This window comes from Mycobacterium sp. D16Q13 (assembly GCF_002013375.1).
In the GTDB taxonomy this organism is placed as follows: Bacteria; Actinomycetota; Actinomycetes; order Mycobacteriales; family Mycobacteriaceae; genus Mycobacterium.
On sequence record NZ_MAEW01000003.1, the window covers coordinates 467,675 to 488,956 of the forward strand.

Sequence of the window (21,282 nt, forward strand, 5' to 3'; positions counted from 1 at the left end):
GTTTCCTAGCCAGAATTCACGGCTGATCAAGCCAGATCGGTTTCCTGGATCTTGCCCGAGTGCGCCCGCAACGTCGCGGCTACTTCCCGAATCTCGGTGGAGCCCAAGGCCGCAGCCTTGCCGAAAGACTCATGCACGGCATTGGACGTCCGTGCGACGCGCTGGGATACCTCGTCGCTGCCGGGTGCCACCGTCGTCAGATGCGACGACTCGGCCTTCAGGACGGCGTCAACACGGCCAGCAAGGTCGTCAAGTTGCTTGATGACATCGCCCACCTCGCCGGGCTGGATCTTGATATCTCTTATATCGGCCATTTCATTACTCCTCTGATTGATGTCTGATTGATGCGGTTTGCGCGCTAAATACGCAGATCTACGTCCACGTCGGCGTTGGGATCGTTCTCACCGATCACCGGCGGTGCGACGGTACCCAGATCGCCAACGACCTCGCCACCCTGATCACTCGTGTGCAGGAAGGTCGCCGCGGAGTGACCGCCGTTGCCAGCCCCGGCACCACGGGCGCCCGCACCGCCCATCGGAGCGCCGCCCGCCATGCCCGCACCACTGGAGCCCACCGCTCCGACACCCGCACCGCGCACTGCGGCAGCCTGCGTCGCGGAGCCCGCCTCGCTCACACTTGCCAAATTGGCCGGCACCGCGGACGGCAATGCACGCGCCGCCAGCGTTCCCGCCGAACCGCCACCACCGATACCGGCCCCGCCACCACCGATCTTGGCGGCACCCGCTGACCCCAGCCCAGCCGTCGACAGTCCCTTAGCGGCTGCACTCACGCCCTTGCCGGCACCTTCCTTCCCCATCGCCTGCGCCATGCTGGTGGCGGCCTTGACACCCCCTTGAACCCCCTGGGTCAGCAACTGGGTACCCATCGTCAACGGCATGGTGGCCATCTGCATCGCGGGGCCCATCATGCTCATCGCGATCTGCATCATCGGGCCCATCATGCTCATCATGGAAGTTGGGCCTTGTGCGAGCGCCACCGGTGCACCCGTAGCCGTCATGTCGGCCGCCTGTGCGGTGAGCGCGGTTTCCAACTCGGTGACGATCTCGACGGCGCGCGCCGTCGCGGAGCCAGCCGTTTCGCCCATCTCTGGAGCAGTAAAGGGAATTCCGCCGGACAACGCCTCGAGGCGGTGCTGGGTCTCTTGAATGAGCTCAAGCAGCCGCGTGTAACCCTGAGACGTGTCCGCCCCGGCAGTCATCCCCTGCCCACCGAGTGCCGCGCCTTGCGCCGACACGGCCGCACCGTTACCCAGCGTCTCCGCGGTCTTGGCCGCAGTCCCGGCTGCACCGGCACCCGCCCATCCGCTGCCGCCCTGCCCCATCTGCCCCATCAAGCCCTGGAGACTCTGCGCACCCTGCTGGAACGCCTGGGTCATAGGCTGGAACATCTGTTGCGGATTAAGGCCCTGGAAGATCCCGGTACCCAGCGTGCCGAGCATCTCCAGCATCGGCGACATCAGCCCGGCAACCATGTCCCCACCCCCGGCCCCGCCCGCATCGGCGGCGGCCTGATCCTGGGCGTTACGGTCCTGGGCGTTACGGTCGGAAGGATTCAGATTCAGTTCGTCCAGAATGTTCCGGGTTGGCTTGTTCAGCCAGTCTTTGAGCCCATGCTCAAGAGCGTTGAGGTGCGGCGTCGGGTCGAAAACGACGCCGCCCGCGGCGGGTGCCGCGCCCATGGGTACTTGCATGGGCGAAAGGGGCCCTACAGGACCCGGGGGTACCTGTCCCTCTGGGTTGGTGACGGCCATGATTTCGCCGGTCAGACGGCAGTCGTCGGTCCGGAACCAGCGCCCTCGTCAACCTTGACGTAGCCGGCCTGGGCGACCTCTGTCGACGTACCCAGCAGTGCATGGTTGACAGCCGTCCCCAGCCCGCTGGTGACGTTGCTGCTCGTCGACGCAAAGAAGGCCGGAATCACGTTGGCGACGCCGAGCGGCCCGATCGCGCTGGCAAATCCGGACAGCGCGCCCGGCGTGACCACGGAGAATGCGGTGGTGATCGCCGTGGAAACGCCCTCCTGCGCCAATTGCATTGCGGACATATACGCGGGTTGTGCCTCAAAATCTTCGGTCATGATTCCCTCCTGAAATACGGCCAAAGGGCGAGCCCCGCCCCTCCTTACAGCAACGATAACTCCCCCAGCGGATGTTCTGGCTACTATTTTGCCGGATCCTTAGGGGACCCGGCAACTTCTCGGGCATCTTTTTCTGCGTCCGGATCCTCGCCGGGCACGAAAGTACTGCCGTCCCAGCAGGTCAAAGGGGTTTTTTCTAGCTCGGCCATCCGGGTATTGAACTCGTTGAAAAGAAAAGCATGCCGCTCCATAGCGAGCCGCGCGGCTTCCTGCGCAGTGTCAACGATCAGCTTTGCCAACGCATCAACCCCCAATCGTGCCGCGGAGGGGCCCAGCCACAGCCCGGACAGCGCACCGTGCGCATCGACCTCGGCGCTGACCGACTGATCGCGACTGGTCACCCGCACACTCACTGCGGCGGTGTGCTCGGCGAGGGACTGCATGAGGTCGCGCTGCTTGCGCACCCGAGCGAGCAAAGACGCCGCAAGGCTTGTGCCTGGGGCGCTCATACCGAGCGCATCCAACTGTCGGGCATGTCCTCGTCACCGAATATGCGCTCCTCGGCGTCCACCACGTCGGATTCGGTGGCCAAGCCCATGATTTCGATCGTCGGGAAGTCAACGCCCTGCGCCTGCATCTCACGGCGATGGGCCACCTGGGCACGCATGCCAGACAGACGGCAGAGCGCCAGAATCTCGTTCGCCAGGTGCTGCGGCGACTTTTTCAGCTCGCGTGGATCGATCTTGAGAGCTACCGGTAGACCCTGCTCAGTCGTGACAACTGAAATGCTGCCGCTGGGCGACCGCGCGGCACCCTGACGGCCCTGGCAGGCGCGGGTACCCGCGCCTGCGCCTGGCGGCGGTGTGACGTTATGGGCTGGCATGCGGCCAAAGTTAGTACAATGTTCTGAGCCGTGCTAGCAATACAAGGGGAATGCAAAATGGGTGGGCGCCACGGAAAACCGATCTCCTTGGTTGTGCCGGGAATTCTGTTGTCACAGAACGTCACTGACGAAGTAAGGATAACCAGCCGATGAGTGGGTCGAGGGACGCACAACGGGTGTTCGATGCTGGCGTGCTATCGCTGGGGATCCCGATCGACGGCTTGGAGACCGACCGCGACGTGCAATACGCGGGCATGGCGTTCAAGCGGGCGACAGAGTACGACCCCGAGATGAGCGACGCGTGGTTAGGCCGTGCGGCCGCCGGTGAGACCACCCCTGAGGTCTTCTACCACCTGTACCGCACCAGCAAGGCCAACCTTGGACGTGACCAGCGTCGCCTCGGCCTGCCTCGCAACGCTCTCGCTGGGCGCTTCCAGACCGGGCTGTATCTCGACTACGGCCTGAGCACACTCACCGAGGTGGGGCTGGCCTACGCGGCGGGACTGATCCAGGGTACGGACTACGGCGAGGCCGAGAAGGTGCTCAACGAGCTCGACGCCACCCGTAAAGCGATGCCCGGTGGCGATACCGAGTCCACCGAGATCTGCGCCTATGTCCGTGCGGTACTGCATTTCACCACCCAGCGCTGGCCAGATGTGCTCTCCGCATTGACCCACTCCGCAGTGTTCACCGACGAGTACCTGGCAGCGGGCGCGCACCTGATGGTCGGCTCGGCGTGCGCCCAGATGGGCCTGTTCGCCGAAGGTATCCGACGCCTGGACCAGGCGATTGAAGGACCGATCCCCGCAGCGCGGCAGGCAGCCGAGTTCTGTAAGGGCCTGACACTGCGCGAGATGGGCAAGGAACCGGAAGCCCGGATCATCTTCGAGCGCATCTACAGCGAGGATCCCGGGTTCGAGGCCAACGCGGCCGCCCTGCACGACCCGAAGTATCGGTTGATCATCAGCACCAAGGAATCGATCGACTCTCGCACCGACAAGTGGGATCCGAGCACCGCACGCGAGAACACTGACGACGCGGACGACATCGCCGAACGCAGCAACAAATACCTGCGTGAGGCCGAGGAGGAACTGAACCGCCAGATCGGTCTCAACGATGTGAAGCTCCAGGTGGCCAAGCTGAGGTCGGCGGCCAAGCTCGCCAAGGTCCGGGGCGATAAGGGGCTCAGTGCCGCATCGCGCAGCCTGCACCTGATCTTCACCGGACCGCCCGGGACTGGCAAGACCACCATCGCCCGGGTGGTAGCACAGACCTACTGCGGGCTGGGGCTGCTCAAGACGCCCAACGTCGTCGAGGCCAAGCGCAGCGATTTCGTCGGCGAGCACCTGGGCAGTACCGCGATCAAAACGTCTGCGTTGATCGACTCCGCGATGGATGGCGTGCTGTTCATCGACGAGGCGTACACACTGATCCAGACCGGGCTTTCCGGCGGCGACGCCTTCGGTCGGGAAGCCGTGGATACCCTGCTGGCCCGGATGGAGAACGACCGCGACCGCCTGGTCGTCATCATTGCCGGCTACGACGCAGAGATCGACCGATTCCTAGCCTCCAACGAGGGCCTGGCATCCCGGTTCACCAAACGCATACGCTTCGACTCCTATACCCCGGCCGAACTGGGCGACATCGCCCGACTCACCGCGCAACGACGCGACTCCGAGCTGTCCGAACCCGCGTGCGACGAGCTGGTCAAGGCATGCGAGACCCTCTACGAAACCACCTCTGCCGACGACTCCGGCCAGACTCGGCGGGGCATCGACCTGGCCGGCAACGGGCGCTTCGTCCGAAATGTGATCGAGGCCGCCGAGGAAGAACGGGAACACAGGCTCGCCGAAGAACACGAGGCCGCCCTTGAGGACCTTGACGAAGCCGAGCTGATGCGCATCGACGCTGTGGACATGCGGGCTGCCCTCAAGAACGCGTTGGCCATGCTGAAGCGCGACTGAGCCATCGGAGCCCACAGTGAGTAATTTCGACAATTCCCGGGGGCCACTGTCCGGGCATAACGCGCAGCCTGATGAAGCCGACACCGCGCCGCTGCGGATACCACGATTTACCTCGTCGACAGTCCCGACGCAGCATCAGCCACCGCCTACCTCGCCTCCAGCGCCGCCGTATCGCCAGTCAGCGTTTACCCCACCGATAGCACCACCGCAGGCACCGCCCACGTTTGAGCCAATGGCAACGCCGTTCACGACCGCCGACCGCGGAAACCTGTCCGGTTCGCCGGATACCCGGCAGCCGCGGCTGCCGACCCCCGGTGAACTCGGCCTGATCCGGCGCGTTCAGGCGGCGCCAGAACGCGGCTGGCGCAGGGCTATTCACCGGATGACAGGCATCAACCCGGGAGAATCAGACAAGGCAAATAGTCACAAGCGGTTGACCGCGCGGGTCAACCAACCCGTGCGCGGCGACTACAGCATCGCGGTGCTCTCGTTGAAGGGCGGAGTCGGCAAGACCACAACCACCGTCGGGCTGGGGTCGACGTTCGCCGCTGTCCGCGGCGACCGGGTCATCGCCGTCGATGCCAACCCGGACTTCGGCACCCTCGCACAGCGCGCACCGAAACAGAGCAACTCCACCGTGCGAGATTTGCTACTCGACGAGCGCCTGTCTCGCTATTCCGACATCCGGCGGCACACTTCGCAGAACTCCAGCCGACTGGAGATTCTGGCCTCCGAACGAGACCCCGCAACATCCGAGTCGTTTTCCGAGGCCGACTATCGGGCCGTCATGCAAACGTTGAAGCGGTTTTACAACATCATCCTCACCGACTGCGGTACCGGACTGGTGCACTCGGCGATGGCCGGAGTACTCGATGAGGCGGACGCACTGGTGTTGGTGATTTCTCCGGCGATCGACGCCGCCCGCAGCGGCCTGGCCACCCTGGACTGGCTGTCCAAGAACGGTCACGCACACCTGGTCCCCGGTGCGGTCGTGGCCGTCAGCGCCGCCCGACCGGGCGCAGTGTCTGTCGATATCGACCTGCTGGCCCGCCAGTTCCTGACCCGTGCCCGAGCTGTGCACGTCATCCCCTACGATGACCATCTCGCGCAGGGCTCCGAAGTGGTCCTCGACTTAGTGGGGTGGAAAGCGCGGCAGGCCTTCCTCGAACTGGCCGCGTCGGTGGCCGACGGCTTCTCTCATCCCAACAAACGTGACGAGTGGAACGCGTCAGGCTGGTCAACCGAAAGGCGGCGTCGATGAATGCGGGCAAGCTGTACCGGGCACCACGCCGCTGGCCAGGGATCGTCGCGGCCGCGAGTGCGGGCGTACTGGTGGGCGCAGCGGTCGGAGTAGGTGCCACGATGTTGACGCGTGAGCGCACCGCAGCCGCAGCGGTTACGGTCACCGTCACCCCAGAGCCTTCCGCGCCGCCCGCCGCGAGGCCCCTTGAGCGGGCCAACCGTCAGACCTGCGAAGGCTGGGACATCGCCGGCAAACTGATTAACGACGCGGCTGACGCGCTCACGGCAATCCCGGAAGGAACCAGCATCCTTGATCCTGCGGTGCGCAACAATCCAGAGCACGTAAGCGCTGTTATGCACGCCGGTGACCTATTCCAGCAGGCCGCCGACGCGCTGAAGCAGCGCATTACGCCCGGTGCCGCCGAGATCCTCACGCTGACCTCACAAACAACCGTAAGCTCCTTGGCCGCGTTGGCCACCGCCTACCGAAGTTTCGACGAGTCCAGCGGGGACTCCATCACCACCGCCCGGACCGCCGCACACAACATGAGTGCGCTGTGCAAACGCCTGGCCGGCTGACACAAGCACGGCGAGCTTCACCTCTTCTGAGGACCGAAGCCGTACTCGGGAATCGACCGCCAAGCCCCCTGAGCCTGTCAGGCTTTGGCGCCGCTTCGCTCGGCGGCAAATGAATCCCTGATGTAGCGCACTTCCTCATCCGTGGCGACCATCGTGACTACCGATGAGCCGGCCCGAGTGGACACCTTGACGACGTCGGCCTCAGCGTCGAGCAGTTCCAGTGCCACGTCCGCGTTCGGACTCACGGCCGAATTCGGCGGCGTGATGACCATCGCGGTGACGCCGATCCGGACCGACTGCTCAACCACTCCGTCGAACACCTCAACCGTGTAATTGCGGTCCGAACCTGCTTGCATGGTGCGGCGATTGGCGTCGGCAACCCAGAGCAGGTCATGGTCGTCGACCTCCTTGATCATGCCGTGCCACAACCGCGGCCGATGGCTGTGCACGCGCACCCTGGCACCGAGCGCCAATGACCGCAATACCGCCAGCTGCGCTAGGTGCAACGTGCCGACGATCTCCACACGATTGATCTGCGACCCGAAAAGAGGCAGTGCGACCGCTCGGCCATGCTCGTCGGCACCAATCACCTGCCCGCAACCGGAAGCCGGAACTGCGATGTTGTCCACGGCGCCATCTGCGGCCGCGTACGCCCAGCTGTTGATCTGGCGAGGCGGCTGGGGCACAGGCAGGCTCGAGGCCAGTGCCGAGTGCTGGAAGCCGCGCAAGTGGTTCAGACCCCGCAGGTGGATGCGGGCACGGTCGTGAGTGTCGAAGCGGGCCAAGCCTCGCACCTGGGTAACGCCATCGGCGTCTCGCCGCAGCGACAGGCAGACCGTGGTGGAGTAGCTCGGAATAGTCCAGACCAGTCCCAGTCCCGCGGTCGTCAGCATCGCAGGTTTGATCGCGAAGCTGCGAAGCTTGAAGCGACCTTCCTGGCAGGTCCGCCACGTTTCCTCGACGCTGGATAAGTTGACACCATCGGACAGCTGGTTGGCCGCCTGTCCGATCTCGCTGGCGGTCTGCACCCGCGAACCCAGCCCGGCCTCTGTCAACCGATTGGCCACCCGCCGTGTCGCCGTGGTGGCGGCGCGCAAGATGCCCTCCCGCCCGCCGCCGCGGCGGCGGACCGCGTCAGCACATCGTGACGGATCGAAGCGGATCGCGACCCACACGGTGCGCTGCGCGATGGCCGGCAGCGGGCCCAACACCGCGTCGTACACGGCGGCCATCTCGGTGTGACCGTGCGAGCGAGCGCCCTGACTCAACACATCGATGGAGTCGAGGGTGATATCGAATTGCCGCAAACATTCGACCAACGCGTCGACCGGGACGATGTCGCCTGAGACGGTGACACCCGGCTCCATCACCGTCATTGCCTGCGGGTTCTCGTCGATTTTCAACAGCGACAGCAACGTGCGCCCGTCCCAGCGAAATCCGATGAGAGTCCCATCCGAGGCGGGCACGTCGAACGGTTCTGCCGGACCTGCCTGCCTCCGTACACGTTTGCGGCGTTCCAGCAAGTACCCCAACCGCAAGCCAACCAGCCGCGGCAGCGTCGTACCCCGTCCGCGCACCACCAGTACCAGCGCGGCGACAAGACCCACGGCCGCACCCTGCCATCCGGGGAGCCCAGCCAGCAGCGCGATCGTCAGCCCAATCCCGATAAATACCTGCAGCAACACCAAATCCCACAGCGGTAGCACGCGCTGGGCACGAATGTCCACGGTTGAACGCAAACGGCTCGACTCCGGCGGCCTCCGCCGTTGACTACGGGGAGTCCCCGCACCGCGACCAGGCAAGTCGGCTTCCTCAGCAGCTGATGGGGCGGCACCTCGCGAGTGCGGTAAACCCCCGTGACCATGTTGTACGCTACCGACGGCTTCGATACGGAACCGATGCTGAGGGGAGCGGCAATGCCAGCGCAAGTTACCACACGTGCGCAAGTCAACGGCTATCGGTTCCTGCTGCGGCGCCTCGAGCATGCGCTGATTCGCGCAGACTCTCGAATGATCCACGACCCGATGCGCGGCCAGATCCGGTCTCTGATGGTGGGCTTCGTATTGGCCATCCTGATCACAGGGGCAGCAACCGTGCTTGCCTTTTTCAAGCCGATGCCGAACATAGGCAACGCGCAGATCCTGATCAGCAAATCCAGCGGCGGAATGTTTGTGCAAATCGGCGACCGGGTGCACCCCGTCCTCAACATCAGTTCTGCCCGGATGATCACAGGTTCGGCAGACGCACCCAAGCAGGTCGATGACCGATTCCTCAATCAGCTGCCGCGTGGCCCGATGGTGGGGATAGTCGGTGGCCCGGCGGCAATTCACGGCGCGGACGATCTGAACCTGTCGTCCTGGTCCGTGTGCGACTCTGTGACGACGCCGGATGTCCGCTCGGGCCCTGGCCCGGGCGGACTGGAGACGGCGGTCCTCGCCAATGATCCGGTACTGGGCGACGATATCCGCGCCGCCTCCGCATCCGAGATGCTGCTCGTAATGTCCGGAGACACTGTCTACCTGATTTATGACGGGGTACGCGCCGCAGTCGACCCACGCGATAAAGGCGTCGTCAACGCTCTGCACTTGCAGGACGTCTATCCGCGGCCCGTCTCCCCAGGGCTGCTCAACTCGTTCCCGCTGGCGCCACCGATCCGCCCGGTCGTCATCGACGGGCTTGGCGAACCGGCACCATACCTGCCAGCCCAGTATCCGGTGGGGTCGATGATCAGGGCCTCCGACTCCACCGGCAATCAGCTGTATGTGGTGCTGCGCGACGGACTGCAGAGGATCTCGGATGCGACCGCCGACATCATCCGATACGGCGGCCCCGCTAACGATCCGCAGGGCACCCACGAGGTCTCACCCTCGATGATCAGCAACGCACCCATCGTGCACACGCTGCCAGTGGATCACTATCCAACAGTGTCACCTCAGATCGTCGGCCTAGAGCCGGACAGGGTGGCCTGCATGTCCTGGCAGCGGCCCAAGAGCGCCGCCCAAGCCACGATACGACTACTGGTTGGGCATCGGCTGCCGCTGCCGTCCGGTGCGAAACCGGTCCCACTGGCCAGCGCCGACGGGACGGGGCCGGGCGTGGACTGGGTGTATCTGAAGCCCGGCACCGGCGAGTTCGTCGAGGCTACCGGCAACGCACCGGAGAGCAAGGCCGCCGGTGCGCTGTTCTACGTCGCCGACACTGGTCTGCGCTACCACATCAAGGACCTCCCCACGGCCGCTGCGCTCGGGGTGAGCGGGGTGACCGAGCCCAACAGCGATGCCATGTACCCGCAGCTGGCCCCCTGGTCAGTGCTCTCCCTACTGCCCGCTGGCCCGGAGTTATCCCAGGAGGCGGCGCTGGTCGCCCACGACTCGCTCGCAGCCGACCCGGCCGGGTCGAAGGTCAACCCGCCCAAGCAGTAGCGATCAGATCCGCAGTTCGCGAAAGTACCCGTAGACACCCACGATCCAGAAACACAGCGGGAACACCATCGCGATGGCGACATACTCGAGAATCTCGACCTGTCGGCGCATCACTGGTGAGAACACCAGCCGGGGTGCGACGATTCCGCACAGCACGATCAGCGCGATGAAACCAATCATGGCCGCCGTTGCAGCCACCTGGCCATCCCGCACGTACAGGCCGTTCTTGGCGATCGCCACGAGCGCGATCATCAGGCCACCGCCAACCAACGTCGCCGACTGGATCAGATCGTGATGACTGCGCCCACGAAGGCAAAGCACGGTTGCCACTGCGGCGCAGAAAGCCGAACCCTGCCAATAGAATCCGTCGCTGACATCCACACTCAGGTAGCAGCCGGCGGCGGCGGCAATCGCGGCAGCCACCAGCATGCCGGTCAGGTACGCGTTGGCGCGCCGCAGCTGCCCCACCATGCCCTCCTCGGTGGGGATGATTTGCTTACCAACGGCGTTCACGCCTTCGACCGTGGTCCCACCCTGGGTTTCGATGTCGTCGAGCGGCTCACCGGCGGTTGGCACCCGCGGTATCGGCAGCTTCGAAAGCATGATGGTGATCCGCGGCGAGATGTAAACCACCACAACCGCCAAAGTCGCGACCGCGGCGCCGACCGCACGCTGCGGCGGGTCCCACAACAGCACGGCCGTCGCACTGGCCCCACCCAGCGCGGATAGGGTCATGACGGTTGTGTGCAGCGCGCGGCCGCTCCCGGTGATTAGAACCATCGCCAGCGAGGCCAGCGCCGTCAGCCCGAACGCCATAGGCAATGCCTTGACCCCGAATGCCTCCGGCACCATGTACAAGGAACCCGCGAAAAGCAGCGGTGTCGCAACGACCGCCGCCCACTGCGAACGCACTGCCCCGCCGGATCGGTGGGCGAGCACGCACGCGACAACCACACCCAGCACGCCCAGGCCGAGTACGGTCCCGGCGAGGTACCGGTCGCCCGCGTGCCTTGGCAAGAGCAGCGCGACGGTGGTACTGGTGGCCAATCCGACCGCCAAGTAGCCGAGCATCTGCCGGTTGTCGACGAACCACCTGGTCCAGGGCAGGTCGGTCAGCGACCCAGCTTCCCCGAGTTCTTCGACGTCATCGAAGAGAAGCGGGCTCGCAGGCTGACCGATCTCCCGGATTGCCATCAGCTCCCCGGCGTAGATGTTTGCCTCCGACAACGACCGGCTCGGATCGATCGGATCGGCACCCAGGCGCGCCAGCGTCCACTTGTCCTCGGAGGCGTCGAACTGGGTGCCCGCCAACTCGGGCCGCGTGGCTATCTGGTCATTGGCGATGTCGATGACGTCGTCGATAAAATTGGCGATGCTGACGTTCGGCGGCAAGCCCACGTCGATGCGCAGGCCACCAACCACCAGAGTGATCCGGCTCAACTCGAGTTCGGGTTCAGATTCCGCATCTAGCTCCGACAGCGAAGGCGGTAGAGTCAACGCGGTGGCCCCCTCTGGCTATATTGTCGCGCCTGCGACACTTAGGCTGCTGACAATACCGAAGGGCGCCGTAGACGACCGTCGCGGACCTGCCGGGGGGAGGAGCTAGTAAAAAGGTGAGCACCCAGGGTTTCGTGCGTCGCACACGGATGCAGCCGCCCCGAATGCCCGGGGGCGAGGTGAACCTCCAGCCTCCCCCTGAAGTGCCACGGGTGATTCCCGGCAATCTGCTGATGAAGCTGATGCCGTTCGTGATGATCGTTGCGGTGGTGGGGATGATCGCACTAATGGTGACCGTCGGTGGCCGCGATATGACCAAGAACCCGATGTTCATGATATTTCCGATGATGATGATCATGTCGATGGCCGGCATGTTCATGGGTGGCGGCCAGCGACAGGGCAAGGCCGCGGCAGAACTCAACGAGGAGCGCAAGGACTACTTCAGCTACCTCGCGAACCTGCGCGACGACGCGGACTCCACCGGCGACGAACAGCGCACGGCCCTGGAATGGAGCCACCCAGACCCGCGAGCCCTCGCCGACGTCGTCGGGACCATCCGGATGTGGGAACGCCGCCCGGGAGATACCGATTTCTGCCACGTCCGCGTCGGGATCGGCACGCATCGACTTGCCACTCGTTTGCTGGCGCCCGAGACCGGCCCCCCCGAGGACCTTGAGCCGGTGTCCACGGTGGCGCTGCGCCGCTATGTCAAAACCCATTCGGTGGTGCACGCACTACCCACTGCGGTGTCCCTGCGGTCGTTTCCGGTCATCTCCTTCGAAGGCGACCGCAAGCTCGCCCAGCAACTGGTGCGTTCGATGTTGCTGGAACTCTGTAGTTTCCATGGGCCAGACCACGTCCAGGTAGCGGTGGTGACAGCCAACCCGGATGGGGACAACTGGAGTTGGGTCAAGTGGTTGCCACATGCACAGCACCCGACTACTCGTGACGGTTTGGGCCCGATGCGGATGCTGTACCCCACGCTGGAGCTGCTGGAACGCTCGCTAGCCGACGACCTCGCCCAGCGTGGACGGTTCTCCCGCAACTCCGAGCTGCCTCAGGGGCTCAAACGCTTGGTCGTCGTGCTCGACGACGGCTACATCACCGGCAACGATAGGTTGTCTGCTGATGCTGGCCTCGACGGCGTCACCGTGCTGCAGCTCAACGGCCCCGCGGAAGGGGCGGCGGCCCGGCGAGCTCTGCAACTGGTAGTGGAGGGCGACGACGTCGGCGCCCGGACCGCCGTCGGGGTTGAGCGGTTCGCCACCCCGGACACCATCACCGTCGCCGAAGCTGAGGCCACCGCCCGACGCATCGGCCGCTACCGGCTGGCCAGCGCAGCGCACATCGTCAACCTGGAGTCCGACAGCCGCAACGCCGAGGACCCCGGCCTGATGAGTCTGCTGAAGATTCCCGACGCCGCCGAGATCGTGCCCGAGCAGGTTTGGCGTCGACGCACACCGCGCGAACGACTGCGGGTACCGATCGGCTACACACCCAACGGCCTGCCGCTGGAGATCGACATCAAGGAGTCCGCCGAGGCCGGCATGGGGCCGCACGGCCTGTGCATCGGCGCGACGGGTTCGGGTAAATCGGAGTTCTTGCGAACGCTGGTTCTGTCGATGATCACCTCCCACTCTCCCGATGCACTCAACCTTGTGCTGGTCGACTTCAAGGGCGGTGCCACATTCCTGGGGCTTGAGGGTGTTCCACACATCGCCGCGATCATCACCAACCTCGAAGACGAACTGATCCTCGTCGACCGCATGCGCGACGCCCTGGCCGGCGAGCTCAACCGCCGCCAGGAGCTGCTTCGCAAGAGCGGCAACTTCCCGAATGTCACCGAATACGAGCGCGCTCGCACCAACGGTGCCGAGCTTGAGCCGCTGCCGGCGCTATTCGTCATCGTCGACGAGTTCTCTGAGTTGCTTTCCCAGAAGCCGGACTTCGCCGAGCTTTTCGTGATGATTGGCCGCCTCGGCCGGTCTCTGCACGTCCATCTGCTACTGGCTTCGCAGCGACTGGAGGAAGGTAAGCTCCGCGGGCTCGACTCCCACCTGTCATACCGCATCGGTCTCAAGACGTTCTCTGCCAGCGAGTCGCGCAGCGTACTGGGCGTGCCCGACGCCTACCACCTGCCCAGCGTCCCTGGCTCCGCGTTCCTCAAATGCGATGCCTCCGAACCGCTCCGGTTCAATGCCAGCTACGTATCCGGGGAATACGTACGGCCGCGGCGGTTGGCCCAGACTGGGCGTGCGGCAAAGCTCGGCGTGCTGGCGCCGAAACTGTTCACCGCGAGCCCCGTGAAAAAAGACGAGGCCCCAGCCCCATTAGCGCCCGCGGATACCGACGCCCCGGAGAGCCCCGCGCTGGCATCGTCGCCCACCAAGGTCACTCTGCTGGACATGGTCGTGTCGCGATTGCGCGGACACGGCCGTCCCGCCCACGAGGTCTGGTTGCCGCCGCTGGACGAGAGCCCAGCGGTGAACGAGCTACTCCCCGTGCCCAACTGGGACGCCCCGGAGAACCTGAACGGGCGCCTGTGGATGCCGATGGGACTGGTCGATCGCCCCTACGACCAGCGGCGCGATGTGCTGGCGGTAGATCTCGCCGGCGCCCAGGGCAACATGGCGATCGTCGGCGGCCCACAGTCCGGAAAGTCGACCGCATTGCGAACGCTGATCATGTCCGCCGCCGCGACCCACACCCCCGAGCAGATCCAATTTTTCTGCCTGGACTTCGGTGGCGGCACCCTGATCAGCCTGGCCAACCTGCCGCATGTGGGCGGCGTGGCAGGCCGCATGGATGCCGACGGTATCCGGCGTACTGTCGCCGAGGTTTCCGGGGTACTGCGTTCCCGGGAATTGCTGTTCCGCGATCTCGGCATCGAGTCGATGCGTGACTTCCGCCAGCGCAAGGCACGCCTGGCCACGTTGCCGCCGGAGGTTGCCGCACAGGATCCGCTGAGCCAGGACAAGTTCGGCGACCTGTTCCTGGTTGTTGACGGCTGGGCATCGATCCGCAGCGACTTCGAATTGCTGGAGCCTACGTTGCAGGCGCTGGCCATCCAGGGTCTGTCCTACGGTGTGCACCTGGTGATCTCGGCGACCCGCTGGTTCGAGATCCGTGCGGCGGTCAAGGACATGCTCGGCACCCGCATCGAGTTACGGCTCGGCGATCCACTCGACAGTGACGTGGGCCGCAAGTTCGCCGAGTTGGTTCCCGTGGGCCGGCCCGGACGCGGTATGACGCCAGAGCGGCTGCACCTGCTGGTCGCGCTGCCGCGGCTGGATTCGGACTCCGATGTGGAGAGCCTTCCCGTCGGGGTGTCGGCATCGGTGGAGGCGGTACGCGCCCATTACGGCAACCGGCAGGCGCCGAGGGTACGAATGCTGCCGCACCGCGTGGACCGCGACCAGGTTGTCCAGGCCGCGAGGTCGGCAGGGATGCTGAGCAAGTCTCGCATCGCGATCGGCATCAACGAAGAAGAGCTGCAGCCCGTCGTTATTGATTTCGATACGCAACCGCACCTGGTGGCCCTCGCTGACATCGAGTGCGGCAAGTCGGGCCTGTTGCGGAACATCGCGGCAGGGGTGATGGAGAACGCCACGCCCGAGGAGGCCAAGATCATCCTCATCGACTATCGGCGCTCGCTGCTCGGCGTGGTCGACAACGACTACTTGGGTGGCTATGCGACGGCGTCGCAGTCCTGTTCGGAGCTGCTGACAGGCTTAGCTGCTTCGCTCAAGGACCGGCTGCCCCCGAGTGACATAACCCAGCAGCAGCTGAAGGACCGGTCCTGGTGGTCAGGGCCGGACCTCTTCGTGATGATCGACGACTACGACCTCATCGGAGGTAGCGGCCTCAACCATCCACTGGGCCCGCTGATCGAATATCTACCGCAGGCACGGGATATCGGGCTGCGAGTCATCGTCACCCGGCGCAGTGGTGGTGCCGGGCGCGCGATGATGGACGCATTCATCGGGCGACTGCGCGACCTGTCCTGTAACGCTCTGGTGATGAGCGGTTCCCGAGAAGAGGGTGCCCTGTTCGGGCACAAGCCGTCTCAAATGCCTCCCGGCCGAGGAATGCTGGTATCTCGCAGCATGAAGAGCGGCGTGATCCAACTATCGACGATGCAGGACCTATGAACGACCTCGATGAATCGAACAGCCTCCGGGTGATCTCGGCCGAACCCGAGCAGATCAGGGTGTCGGTCTTCGGCGGCAACACGCAGCTCGACATTGGTCTACCGCTGGACCTCCCGGTGTCCAGCTTCATTCCGGACTTGACCAAGTTGGTCCGTTCCCGCGACGCGACGCCCAACGACGATTCGCGGGGCAAAGAAGAACGCCGAACATTCGGGGTACTCAGCCGATTCGACACCGGCGTCGAGATCAGCCCCGATAAGACGCTGCGCCAGGCCGGGGTTGTCAACGGCGAATTGCTCCGACTGTCATCGCAGCGAGCGCTGTCCCCGCCGACGCTCTATGACGACGTCGTCGATGCTGCCGCCCAGTTGAACAAGGCCGCCTACGCCGAATGGGATTCGCGTTCAGCGCGATGGATGGGCCTAGTGGGCGCAAACCTCGGCGCAATTGCGCTGGCACTGTTGTTGATTCAGCCGCTGTCGCAGGTGCAGCGCGTGACCATGACCGGGCTGGGTGTGATCGCTGTGGTGGGTTTGACGACCTTCGCCGCGGTGGCGCGCCGTAGTTTCGCCCTCGACGATGTCGCCGTAGCACTCGGCGCGGCCACTATCCCCATCAGCGCAACCCTCCTCGGAGTGCCGCTCATTGCTTTTGGGGGTTACGGGTTCGCGGGCGCGTGCGCGGCACTATTGCTGACCAATTACGTGTGTTACCGCGTGATCGGCACCGGCCATTGGGTATTCCTGGCCAGTTCGTTGACAGCAGGCCTGTGTGGGGTCGCGGTGCTGATCCATTCGGTCGGTGTACGCACCGACATAGTGTGCGTGGTGTCGGCAATCATCACCATCCTGATGTGCGCGGCAGTGCCCAGACTGACGGCCGGCATCGATCATTTTGAAGCACCAACCGCTGCAGTCGACGCGGAACGTTCCGACGACGAATGGGCCCTGGAGAATCCGTTCCCCACAGAGACTCCCCAGGTCGCTAACACCACCAACTCCGGGACGAACATGCCTACCGCGGAACAGGTTTGGGCTCGGGTCCACCAGGCGGCACTGACCCGGTCCGCGCTGCTGATGGGTTTCGCTGGTACGGCAGTTGCGGCGTCCGTGGTGCTGCTGCGCGACCGCGGCGTCGTAGCGTGGCAGGTCTTCGCCTTTGCGCTGACGTGCGCCGTGGCGCTGGGTCTGCGCGGCCGCCATCCGCGCACATGGGCCGAGCGGATCGCTCTGGCGTTGCCGGCCACCTCCCTTGCGGTCATCACGTGCGTGATTTCGCAACACGGCATCCTCCCGTTGCCGCTGGCCTCCATGGGAGTGTTGCTGACAGTGGCCGTCGGTGCCGTCGTGCTCGGTCTCACCGCCCAGCCGGCGCCAGCACTGTCCACCGGGCGGACGACGCTGCTGGGATACTTGGATTACCTGGCCGTGGGCGCGCTGATCCCTGTAGGGCTATGGGCACTCGGCGTCTACGAGCATCTAGGCCCCTGGTGGTAAAAACGCTGCGGCAGTTGGGTGCCGTGATGTCCGTGCTTACGATCCTCGCAGGTCATGCGAGCCCTGTGGCCACGGCCATTCCGCCGCCAGTAGTCGAGCCGGGGCCACCCCCGAGCGGGCCGGTGGGGCCATCAGAGCCGACCGAGCAGAAAGCCATCTGCGGTATTCCGACCGGGGTGCTTCCGCACACCGATTTCTCCGTACAAACCGCCGCTGAGGCCATGCTCGACTACAGCAGAGCCTGGCAGTACACGCGGGGCGCGGGTCAGAAGGTTGCCGTCATCGATACCGGGGTAAGCCGACATCCGCGCCTCCCGCTCCTGGAGGGCGGTGGGGACTACGTCGCCCACACTGACGGGCTTCAGGACTGCGACGCCCACGGCACACTGGTCGCCGGCATTATTGCGGGCTCACCCAGCCCATATGACATGTTCTCAGGGGTAGCCCCCGAGGCAACCATCCTGTCAATTCGACAGAATAGTGCCGTTTTCGGGGTTGCCGGTTCCGGCGGCGGTCAACGCAACGATGTGAACGCGGTGTCGACCGGATACGGCAACACACTGACGCTGGCGTATGCGATCACCCGGGCCGTCGATCTGGGAGCAACGGTCATCAACCTATCCATGGCGGCCTGCACCCCCGCGAGCGCAAAACCCGACGACGCAGCGCTGGGCCGGGCGGTGCGCTACGCGTTCGAAAGAAACGTAGTGGTCGTCGCTGCCGCAGGCAATCTCAGCAAACAAGGCGGACAGGGCGGCCTCTGTTCGATTCAAAACAGCATGACTGATCCGAACCGGCCATTGGACGATGCCTGGGACACGGTGCGCACCGTCGCGAGTCCTGCCTGGTTCGACAGCTACGTTCTCGCAGTCGCCGCGGTTACGCCGGAGGCACTGCCCGCGGACTTCAGCCTGCGCGGTCCGTGGGTTGCCGTCGCCGCACCCGGTGAGCGAATCACCTCACTCGATGCCAACGGTCCGGGACTGATCAACGCGGAGCCGGACCAGCAGGGAGCCCTGTCACCCATCAACGGCACTAGTTTCGCCGCACCGTTTGTATCCGGGCTGGCAGCCTTGATCCGCGCGTATCGACCCGATCTGAATGCCAGCCAGGTGATGGACGTGATCAAGCGGACCGCCCGCACCCCCGGTTCGAGCCCCAATCTGGCCACAGGTTGGGGCGTGATCGATCCAGTCGCGGCACTTACCTACGAGCTACCGCCGTCCGACCAGCTCCCCAACGTCCAAGTCGGCATCCAGATTCCGGGCCGCGCCGCCCATGTAGATACAGGGCGGAATGCCCGGATGATCGTCTACTCGGTGACTACCGGCAGCATCGTGCTGATGACAATCGCGTGGGCACTCGCGAGTGCTCGGCGCCGACGGCCGACAGCCGACAGCGAGGCTCGGAAGCACGCAGCCCGCCCGGAGTTGGACAGCTAGTGTTGTAGATCTGAATGACGCCGTCGCGGACTACTGACTGGTCGATCTCCACAGCGTGGACGTCTATATGTCGATCATCACGGTGGACCCAGTCGCAGTGCCACGATCAAGCTCGACAACGGCCTCCATGACACTTTCGGTGCTCACGAGGGCGGGGAAAGTATTTGGCGCAACGACATTCACACGCACCCCGAAAGAGTCGAATTCGGCAGCCATGTGTCCGCTCAATGCGTCGAACGCTGCCTTCGACGCAGCGTAACCGGCCTGCCCTTGAAACGGGTACACCTTCGATCCGGCGGTGCTTGAGATGTTGACGATGTTTCGGTTAGCTGCGCGGTTCTCCGATGCCCGGGTAGCCCAGAACTGCTGCGCTAGCCGGACCGACAACCGCAGTGGCGCAATGACATTGGTTTGCATGTGCTGTACCAAATCGATCAGGGCCGTATCGCCGTCAATCATCGTGCTTGTGTATCTGCCCATGTATGCCGCGTTGTTCACCAAGAGGTCGACCCGTCCATAACGGGCCAGTGCGACATCAACCACCCGCTCGACGTCGTGGATGTCGCAGAGGTCCGCGTGGACGACATATACGGATGCGGCAGCGTACGGTACATCTGGTTCGAGCGGGTCGACGTAGGACTCATATTGAGACGGAACCTCGGGTACGCGCGTCTTGCACACCGCGAGAATGTCGTACTCGCCAGCGTACGTGCTACAGAATTCGTTGCCCAGCAGCCCACCGGCTCCGGTGAGGAGGCACACTCGGCGATCACCAATAGACAATGCTTGCCTCTCCAAATGTCTCAATGACGTCTTGTTTCGGTCGGTGTAGCCACATCGCCACGCAGTTGCGCTCGTTGCGTGACACTCCCGCATAGCCGTGCCACGAGAAAGGCGTGCATTCGAACATCACCATTGAGTTGTTGAGCGGTGGAATCAGTGCACCGTCACCACGTTGGCCGGCGGCGAGGCTCGCGAAAAGTCCGGTCTCGCCGCCGTCTCCGGGCTCCCAGGGTGGGTTCGAAAGGTAGAACAGCACCGCTACGGCGCGAACAGTTTCGCGCGCTTCGACGCCATCGGGTCGCTTGCCGGTGTGATAGTCGACGCCGTCTACATCCTCGTGCCTGGTTTCGGTGTCGTTCGGCATGGGCCCGGCGAACCAACCGGGGCTTAAGTCGTTGTGCGGCCAGCCAGCGTTGCCGCCGGGCTCGTGATGGTGCAGGGTCGTGGTGATATCACCGGTGCACGCGACACCGGCGATGCCGGCGATCATGTCGTGCCACTCGCGCGAATTGAACACCGCGAGTGGGCCATCGAGATTGTTGTGGATGTGTGCCATCGACGCGTCATATCCAGGTGTGCTGGTGTTGAACTTGGTCCCGCCGGCTGCGATATGCCGATAGTGGTCTTCGAGAGTGTCGTAGAACGCTTGGTTGAAAACGTTCTGAACGGTCACATACGGGAAAGGTTTGAGGCGTCGCACCCAGTACCGGTGCGCGATCAACTCATCCATCGGCCAACGCCGTGTCGGTATGGATCCCCCCTCAGCGGTCACATCGCAACACGCTACCCAAGCGCAGTCTGCCTGGCCTACTTGTGGTCAAGCTGGGGCCAGTTAGCTGGCTGACGATCCAGACCCGCAGGCGGCGCTGGACTGAACTTTCCCATCTTCTCGCCGCATGCGCCCTTTATGATTTGCGCATGGCGGGGGACGGACCAGCGGCCGGGCTGAACAACGAGCCCGATGAACCGCAGAAGCGGTCTTTTCTCGACCGCTTTTCGCTCAACAACCTATGGCGCGTGGCCGTTGTCGGCGTGCTGGGCCTGACCGCAGGATTCGGAGGACTGGATCAGGCTGATCCTGCGATTCCGATCGAGCTCGGGAATGTCTACGACAACGGGCCGCTGCAGATCACCCCACGCGCCGTATTTGCGATCTGCCCGGCCTCGAGGCTGGACCCCACGATAATGAGGCGCTTCACGTACGAGGCGAGCACCTACCAGATCATCGCACTGGCCGGGACGGTCAAGAACACCGACAAGATCAACGTCACCCTGGATGACGAACGAAAGAACAGCTCGACGGTGTACCGCGAGGTATTCACTCTCACCACGCCGTCAGAGTTCAAATATTACGGTGAATACGCTTCGGACTCCGGTTCCGGAAAAATGTACTCACTGCCTCCAGGCAAAACAGTGGAGCTACTTGCCATTTGGGGAATCCCCTTCGTCCGACCGGGAATCCGCCCCGGGGACAACATCGCCATCCGGCTGAACGACCTCGAATGGAAACCTGACGCAGCGGGCTCCGAATCTTGGAAGTCTCCTAAAAATTCGTCTTACGGCGTTCTCCACACCACTCTTCGCGAGTGCGACTCATGAACATGCCGAGTAAGATCGCACCGGCCGCTCTGAGTGCACTGCTACTCGCCGGCGCAATCACGTTGTACACCAACGTCTCTACCCTCCAAGAGTCTTACGGCCCCATTACCGTCCATGGCAGCTCGTC

At 64.3% G+C, this 21,282-nt stretch carries 17 protein-coding genes; 8 read left to right on the forward strand and 9 right to left on the reverse strand.

What is annotated here, in order from left to right; all coding sequences use genetic code 11:
* Positions 1-26: 26 nt before the first annotated feature.
* The 5 genes from B4400_RS04995 to B4400_RS05015 form a co-directional block, all read right to left on the reverse strand.
* Positions 27-314: a PE family protein gene (locus B4400_RS04995; protein ID WP_078307742.1), complete on the reverse strand. Its 288-nt coding sequence runs from the start codon at positions 312-314 to the stop codon at positions 27-29.
* Between the two features lie 44 nt (positions 315-358).
* Positions 359-1,699, reverse strand: a complete 1,341-nt coding sequence (locus B4400_RS05000) for a hypothetical protein (protein ID WP_078307840.1) — start codon at positions 1,697-1,699, stop codon at positions 359-361.
* A gap of 83 nt (positions 1,700-1,782) precedes the next feature.
* Complete coding sequence (locus B4400_RS05005; RefSeq protein WP_057964170.1) at positions 1,783-2,097, reverse strand: hypothetical protein; 315 nt, start codon at positions 2,095-2,097, stop codon at positions 1,783-1,785.
* A gap of 83 nt (positions 2,098-2,180) precedes the next feature.
* The gene (locus B4400_RS05010) at positions 2,181-2,606 is read right to left on the reverse strand and encodes a YbaB/EbfC family nucleoid-associated protein (RefSeq protein ID WP_502688376.1); all 426 of its coding nucleotides are present in this window, start codon (positions 2,604-2,606) and stop codon (positions 2,181-2,183) included.
* Entirely contained in the window at positions 2,603-2,980 is a 378-nt protein-coding gene (locus B4400_RS05015; RefSeq protein WP_286151029.1) for a hypothetical protein, read from the reverse strand. Before B4400_RS05015 ends, B4400_RS05010 begins: the two co-directional genes overlap by 4 nt.
* 149 nt (positions 2,981-3,129) lie before the next feature.
* On the opposite strand from B4400_RS05015, the gene eccA reads away from it, so the two are divergent.
* The 3 genes from eccA to B4400_RS05030 all read left to right on the forward strand — a co-directional run bounded on the left by eccA (position 3,130) and on the right by B4400_RS05030 (position 6,765).
* Positions 3,130-4,944, forward strand: a complete 1,815-nt coding sequence (gene eccA, locus B4400_RS05020) for a type VII secretion AAA-ATPase EccA (RefSeq protein ID WP_078307739.1) — start codon at positions 3,130-3,132, stop codon at positions 4,942-4,944.
* A 232-nt stretch (positions 4,945-5,176) separates the two neighbouring features.
* Complete coding sequence (locus B4400_RS05025; protein ID WP_502688377.1) at positions 5,177-6,205, forward strand: MinD/ParA family ATP-binding protein; 1,029 nt, start codon at positions 5,177-5,179, stop codon at positions 6,203-6,205.
* Positions 6,202-6,765, forward strand: a complete 564-nt coding sequence (locus tag B4400_RS05030) for a hypothetical protein (protein WP_078307736.1) — start codon at positions 6,202-6,204, stop codon at positions 6,763-6,765. Before B4400_RS05025 ends, B4400_RS05030 begins: the two co-directional genes overlap by 4 nt.
* Before the next feature lie 77 nt (positions 6,766-6,842).
* Here the strand turns inward: B4400_RS05030 and eccE are convergent, their stop codons facing one another.
* Entirely contained in the window at positions 6,843-8,492 is a 1,650-nt protein-coding gene (gene eccE / locus B4400_RS05035) for a type VII secretion protein EccE (protein WP_078307733.1), read from the reverse strand.
* Positions 8,493-8,681: 189 nt separating this feature from the next.
* On the opposite strand from eccE, the gene eccB reads away from it, so the two are divergent.
* Positions 8,682-10,187, forward strand: a complete 1,506-nt coding sequence (eccB, locus tag B4400_RS05040) for a type VII secretion protein EccB (protein ID WP_078307826.1) — start codon at positions 8,682-8,684, stop codon at positions 10,185-10,187.
* A 3-nt stretch (positions 10,188-10,190) separates the two neighbouring features.
* On the opposite strand, the gene eccD (B4400_RS05045) is transcribed toward eccB, so the two are convergent.
* A complete protein-coding gene (eccD, locus tag B4400_RS05045) occupies positions 10,191-11,684 on the reverse strand; it encodes a type VII secretion integral membrane protein EccD (RefSeq protein WP_078307730.1) in 1,494 nt (497 codons plus the stop codon).
* Between the two features lie 116 nt (positions 11,685-11,800).
* Between eccD (B4400_RS05045) and eccCa the strand changes: the two genes are divergently transcribed.
* Genes eccCa through mycP form a run of 3 tightly spaced genes read left to right on the forward strand, consistent with a single transcriptional unit; the run spans position 11,801 to position 18,773 of the window.
* Positions 11,801-15,835 carry a type VII secretion protein EccCa gene (eccCa, locus tag B4400_RS05050; RefSeq protein ID WP_176112804.1) on the forward strand — a complete coding sequence of 1,345 codons (4,035 nt, stop codon included), beginning with the start codon at positions 11,801-11,803 and terminating at the stop codon, positions 15,833-15,835.
* A complete protein-coding gene (gene eccD / locus B4400_RS05055) occupies positions 15,832-17,331 on the forward strand; it encodes a type VII secretion integral membrane protein EccD (protein WP_078307724.1) in 1,500 nt (499 codons plus the stop codon). The genes eccCa and eccD (B4400_RS05055) overlap by 4 nt, the downstream gene beginning before the upstream one ends.
* 26 nt (positions 17,332-17,357) lie before the next feature.
* Positions 17,358-18,773 (forward strand): type VII secretion-associated serine protease mycosin, encoded by a 1,416-nt coding sequence (gene mycP, locus B4400_RS05060; RefSeq protein WP_286151025.1) that lies wholly within the window; start codon positions 17,358-17,360, stop codon positions 18,771-18,773.
* A 63-nt stretch (positions 18,774-18,836) separates the two neighbouring features.
* Here mycP and B4400_RS05065 read toward each other — a convergent pair whose 3' ends face one another.
* Both B4400_RS05065 and B4400_RS05070 read right to left on the reverse strand, forming a co-directional pair.
* The gene (locus tag B4400_RS05065; protein ID WP_286151526.1) at positions 18,837-19,556 is read right to left on the reverse strand and encodes an SDR family NAD(P)-dependent oxidoreductase; all 720 of its coding nucleotides are present in this window, start codon (positions 19,554-19,556) and stop codon (positions 18,837-18,839) included.
* Positions 19,543-20,328, reverse strand: a complete 786-nt coding sequence (locus B4400_RS05070; protein WP_286151024.1) for a 2OG-Fe(II) oxygenase — start codon at positions 20,326-20,328, stop codon at positions 19,543-19,545. The genes B4400_RS05065 and B4400_RS05070 overlap by 14 nt, the downstream gene beginning before the upstream one ends.
* A 146-nt stretch (positions 20,329-20,474) precedes the next feature.
* Here B4400_RS05070 and B4400_RS05075 point away from each other — a divergent pair, with 146 nt between their 5' ends.
* On the forward strand, positions 20,475-21,155 hold the full coding sequence (locus B4400_RS05075) for a hypothetical protein (RefSeq protein ID WP_078307713.1): 681 nt from the start codon (positions 20,475-20,477) through the stop codon (positions 21,153-21,155).
* Positions 21,156-21,282 lie beyond the last annotated feature (127 nt).

Excerpts from the sequence above, each read along its gene's own strand:
- B4400_RS04995 (WP_078307742.1), bottom strand. The coding sequence starts at position 314 with ATGGCCGATATAAGAGATATCAAGATCCAGCCCGGCGAGGTGGGCGAT.
- B4400_RS05000 (WP_078307840.1), bottom strand. The coding sequence starts at position 1,699 with ATGGGCGCGGCACCCGCCGCGGGCGGCGTCGTTTTCGACCCGACGCCG.
- B4400_RS05005 (WP_057964170.1), bottom strand. The coding sequence starts at position 2,097 with ATGACCGAAGATTTTGAGGCACAACCCGCGTATATGTCCGCAATGCAA.
- B4400_RS05010 (WP_502688376.1), bottom strand. The coding sequence starts at position 2,606 with ATGAGCGCCCCAGGCACAAGCCTTGCGGCGTCTTTGCTCGCTCGGGTG.
- B4400_RS05015 (WP_286151029.1), bottom strand. The coding sequence starts at position 2,980 with ATGCCAGCCCATAACGTCACACCGCCGCCAGGCGCAGGCGCGGGTACC.
- eccA (WP_078307739.1), top strand. The coding sequence starts at position 3,130 with ATGAGTGGGTCGAGGGACGCACAACGGGTGTTCGATGCTGGCGTGCTA.
- B4400_RS05025 (WP_502688377.1), top strand. The coding sequence starts at position 5,177 with ATGGCAACGCCGTTCACGACCGCCGACCGCGGAAACCTGTCCGGTTCG.
- B4400_RS05030 (WP_078307736.1), top strand. The coding sequence starts at position 6,202 with ATGAATGCGGGCAAGCTGTACCGGGCACCACGCCGCTGGCCAGGGATC.
- eccB (WP_078307826.1), top strand. The coding sequence starts at position 8,682 with ATGCCAGCGCAAGTTACCACACGTGCGCAAGTCAACGGCTATCGGTTC.
- eccD (WP_078307724.1), top strand. The coding sequence starts at position 15,832 with ATGAACGACCTCGATGAATCGAACAGCCTCCGGGTGATCTCGGCCGAA.
- mycP (WP_286151025.1), top strand. The coding sequence starts at position 17,358 with ATGTCCGTGCTTACGATCCTCGCAGGTCATGCGAGCCCTGTGGCCACG.
- B4400_RS05075 (WP_078307713.1), top strand. The coding sequence starts at position 20,475 with ATGGCGGGGGACGGACCAGCGGCCGGGCTGAACAACGAGCCCGATGAA.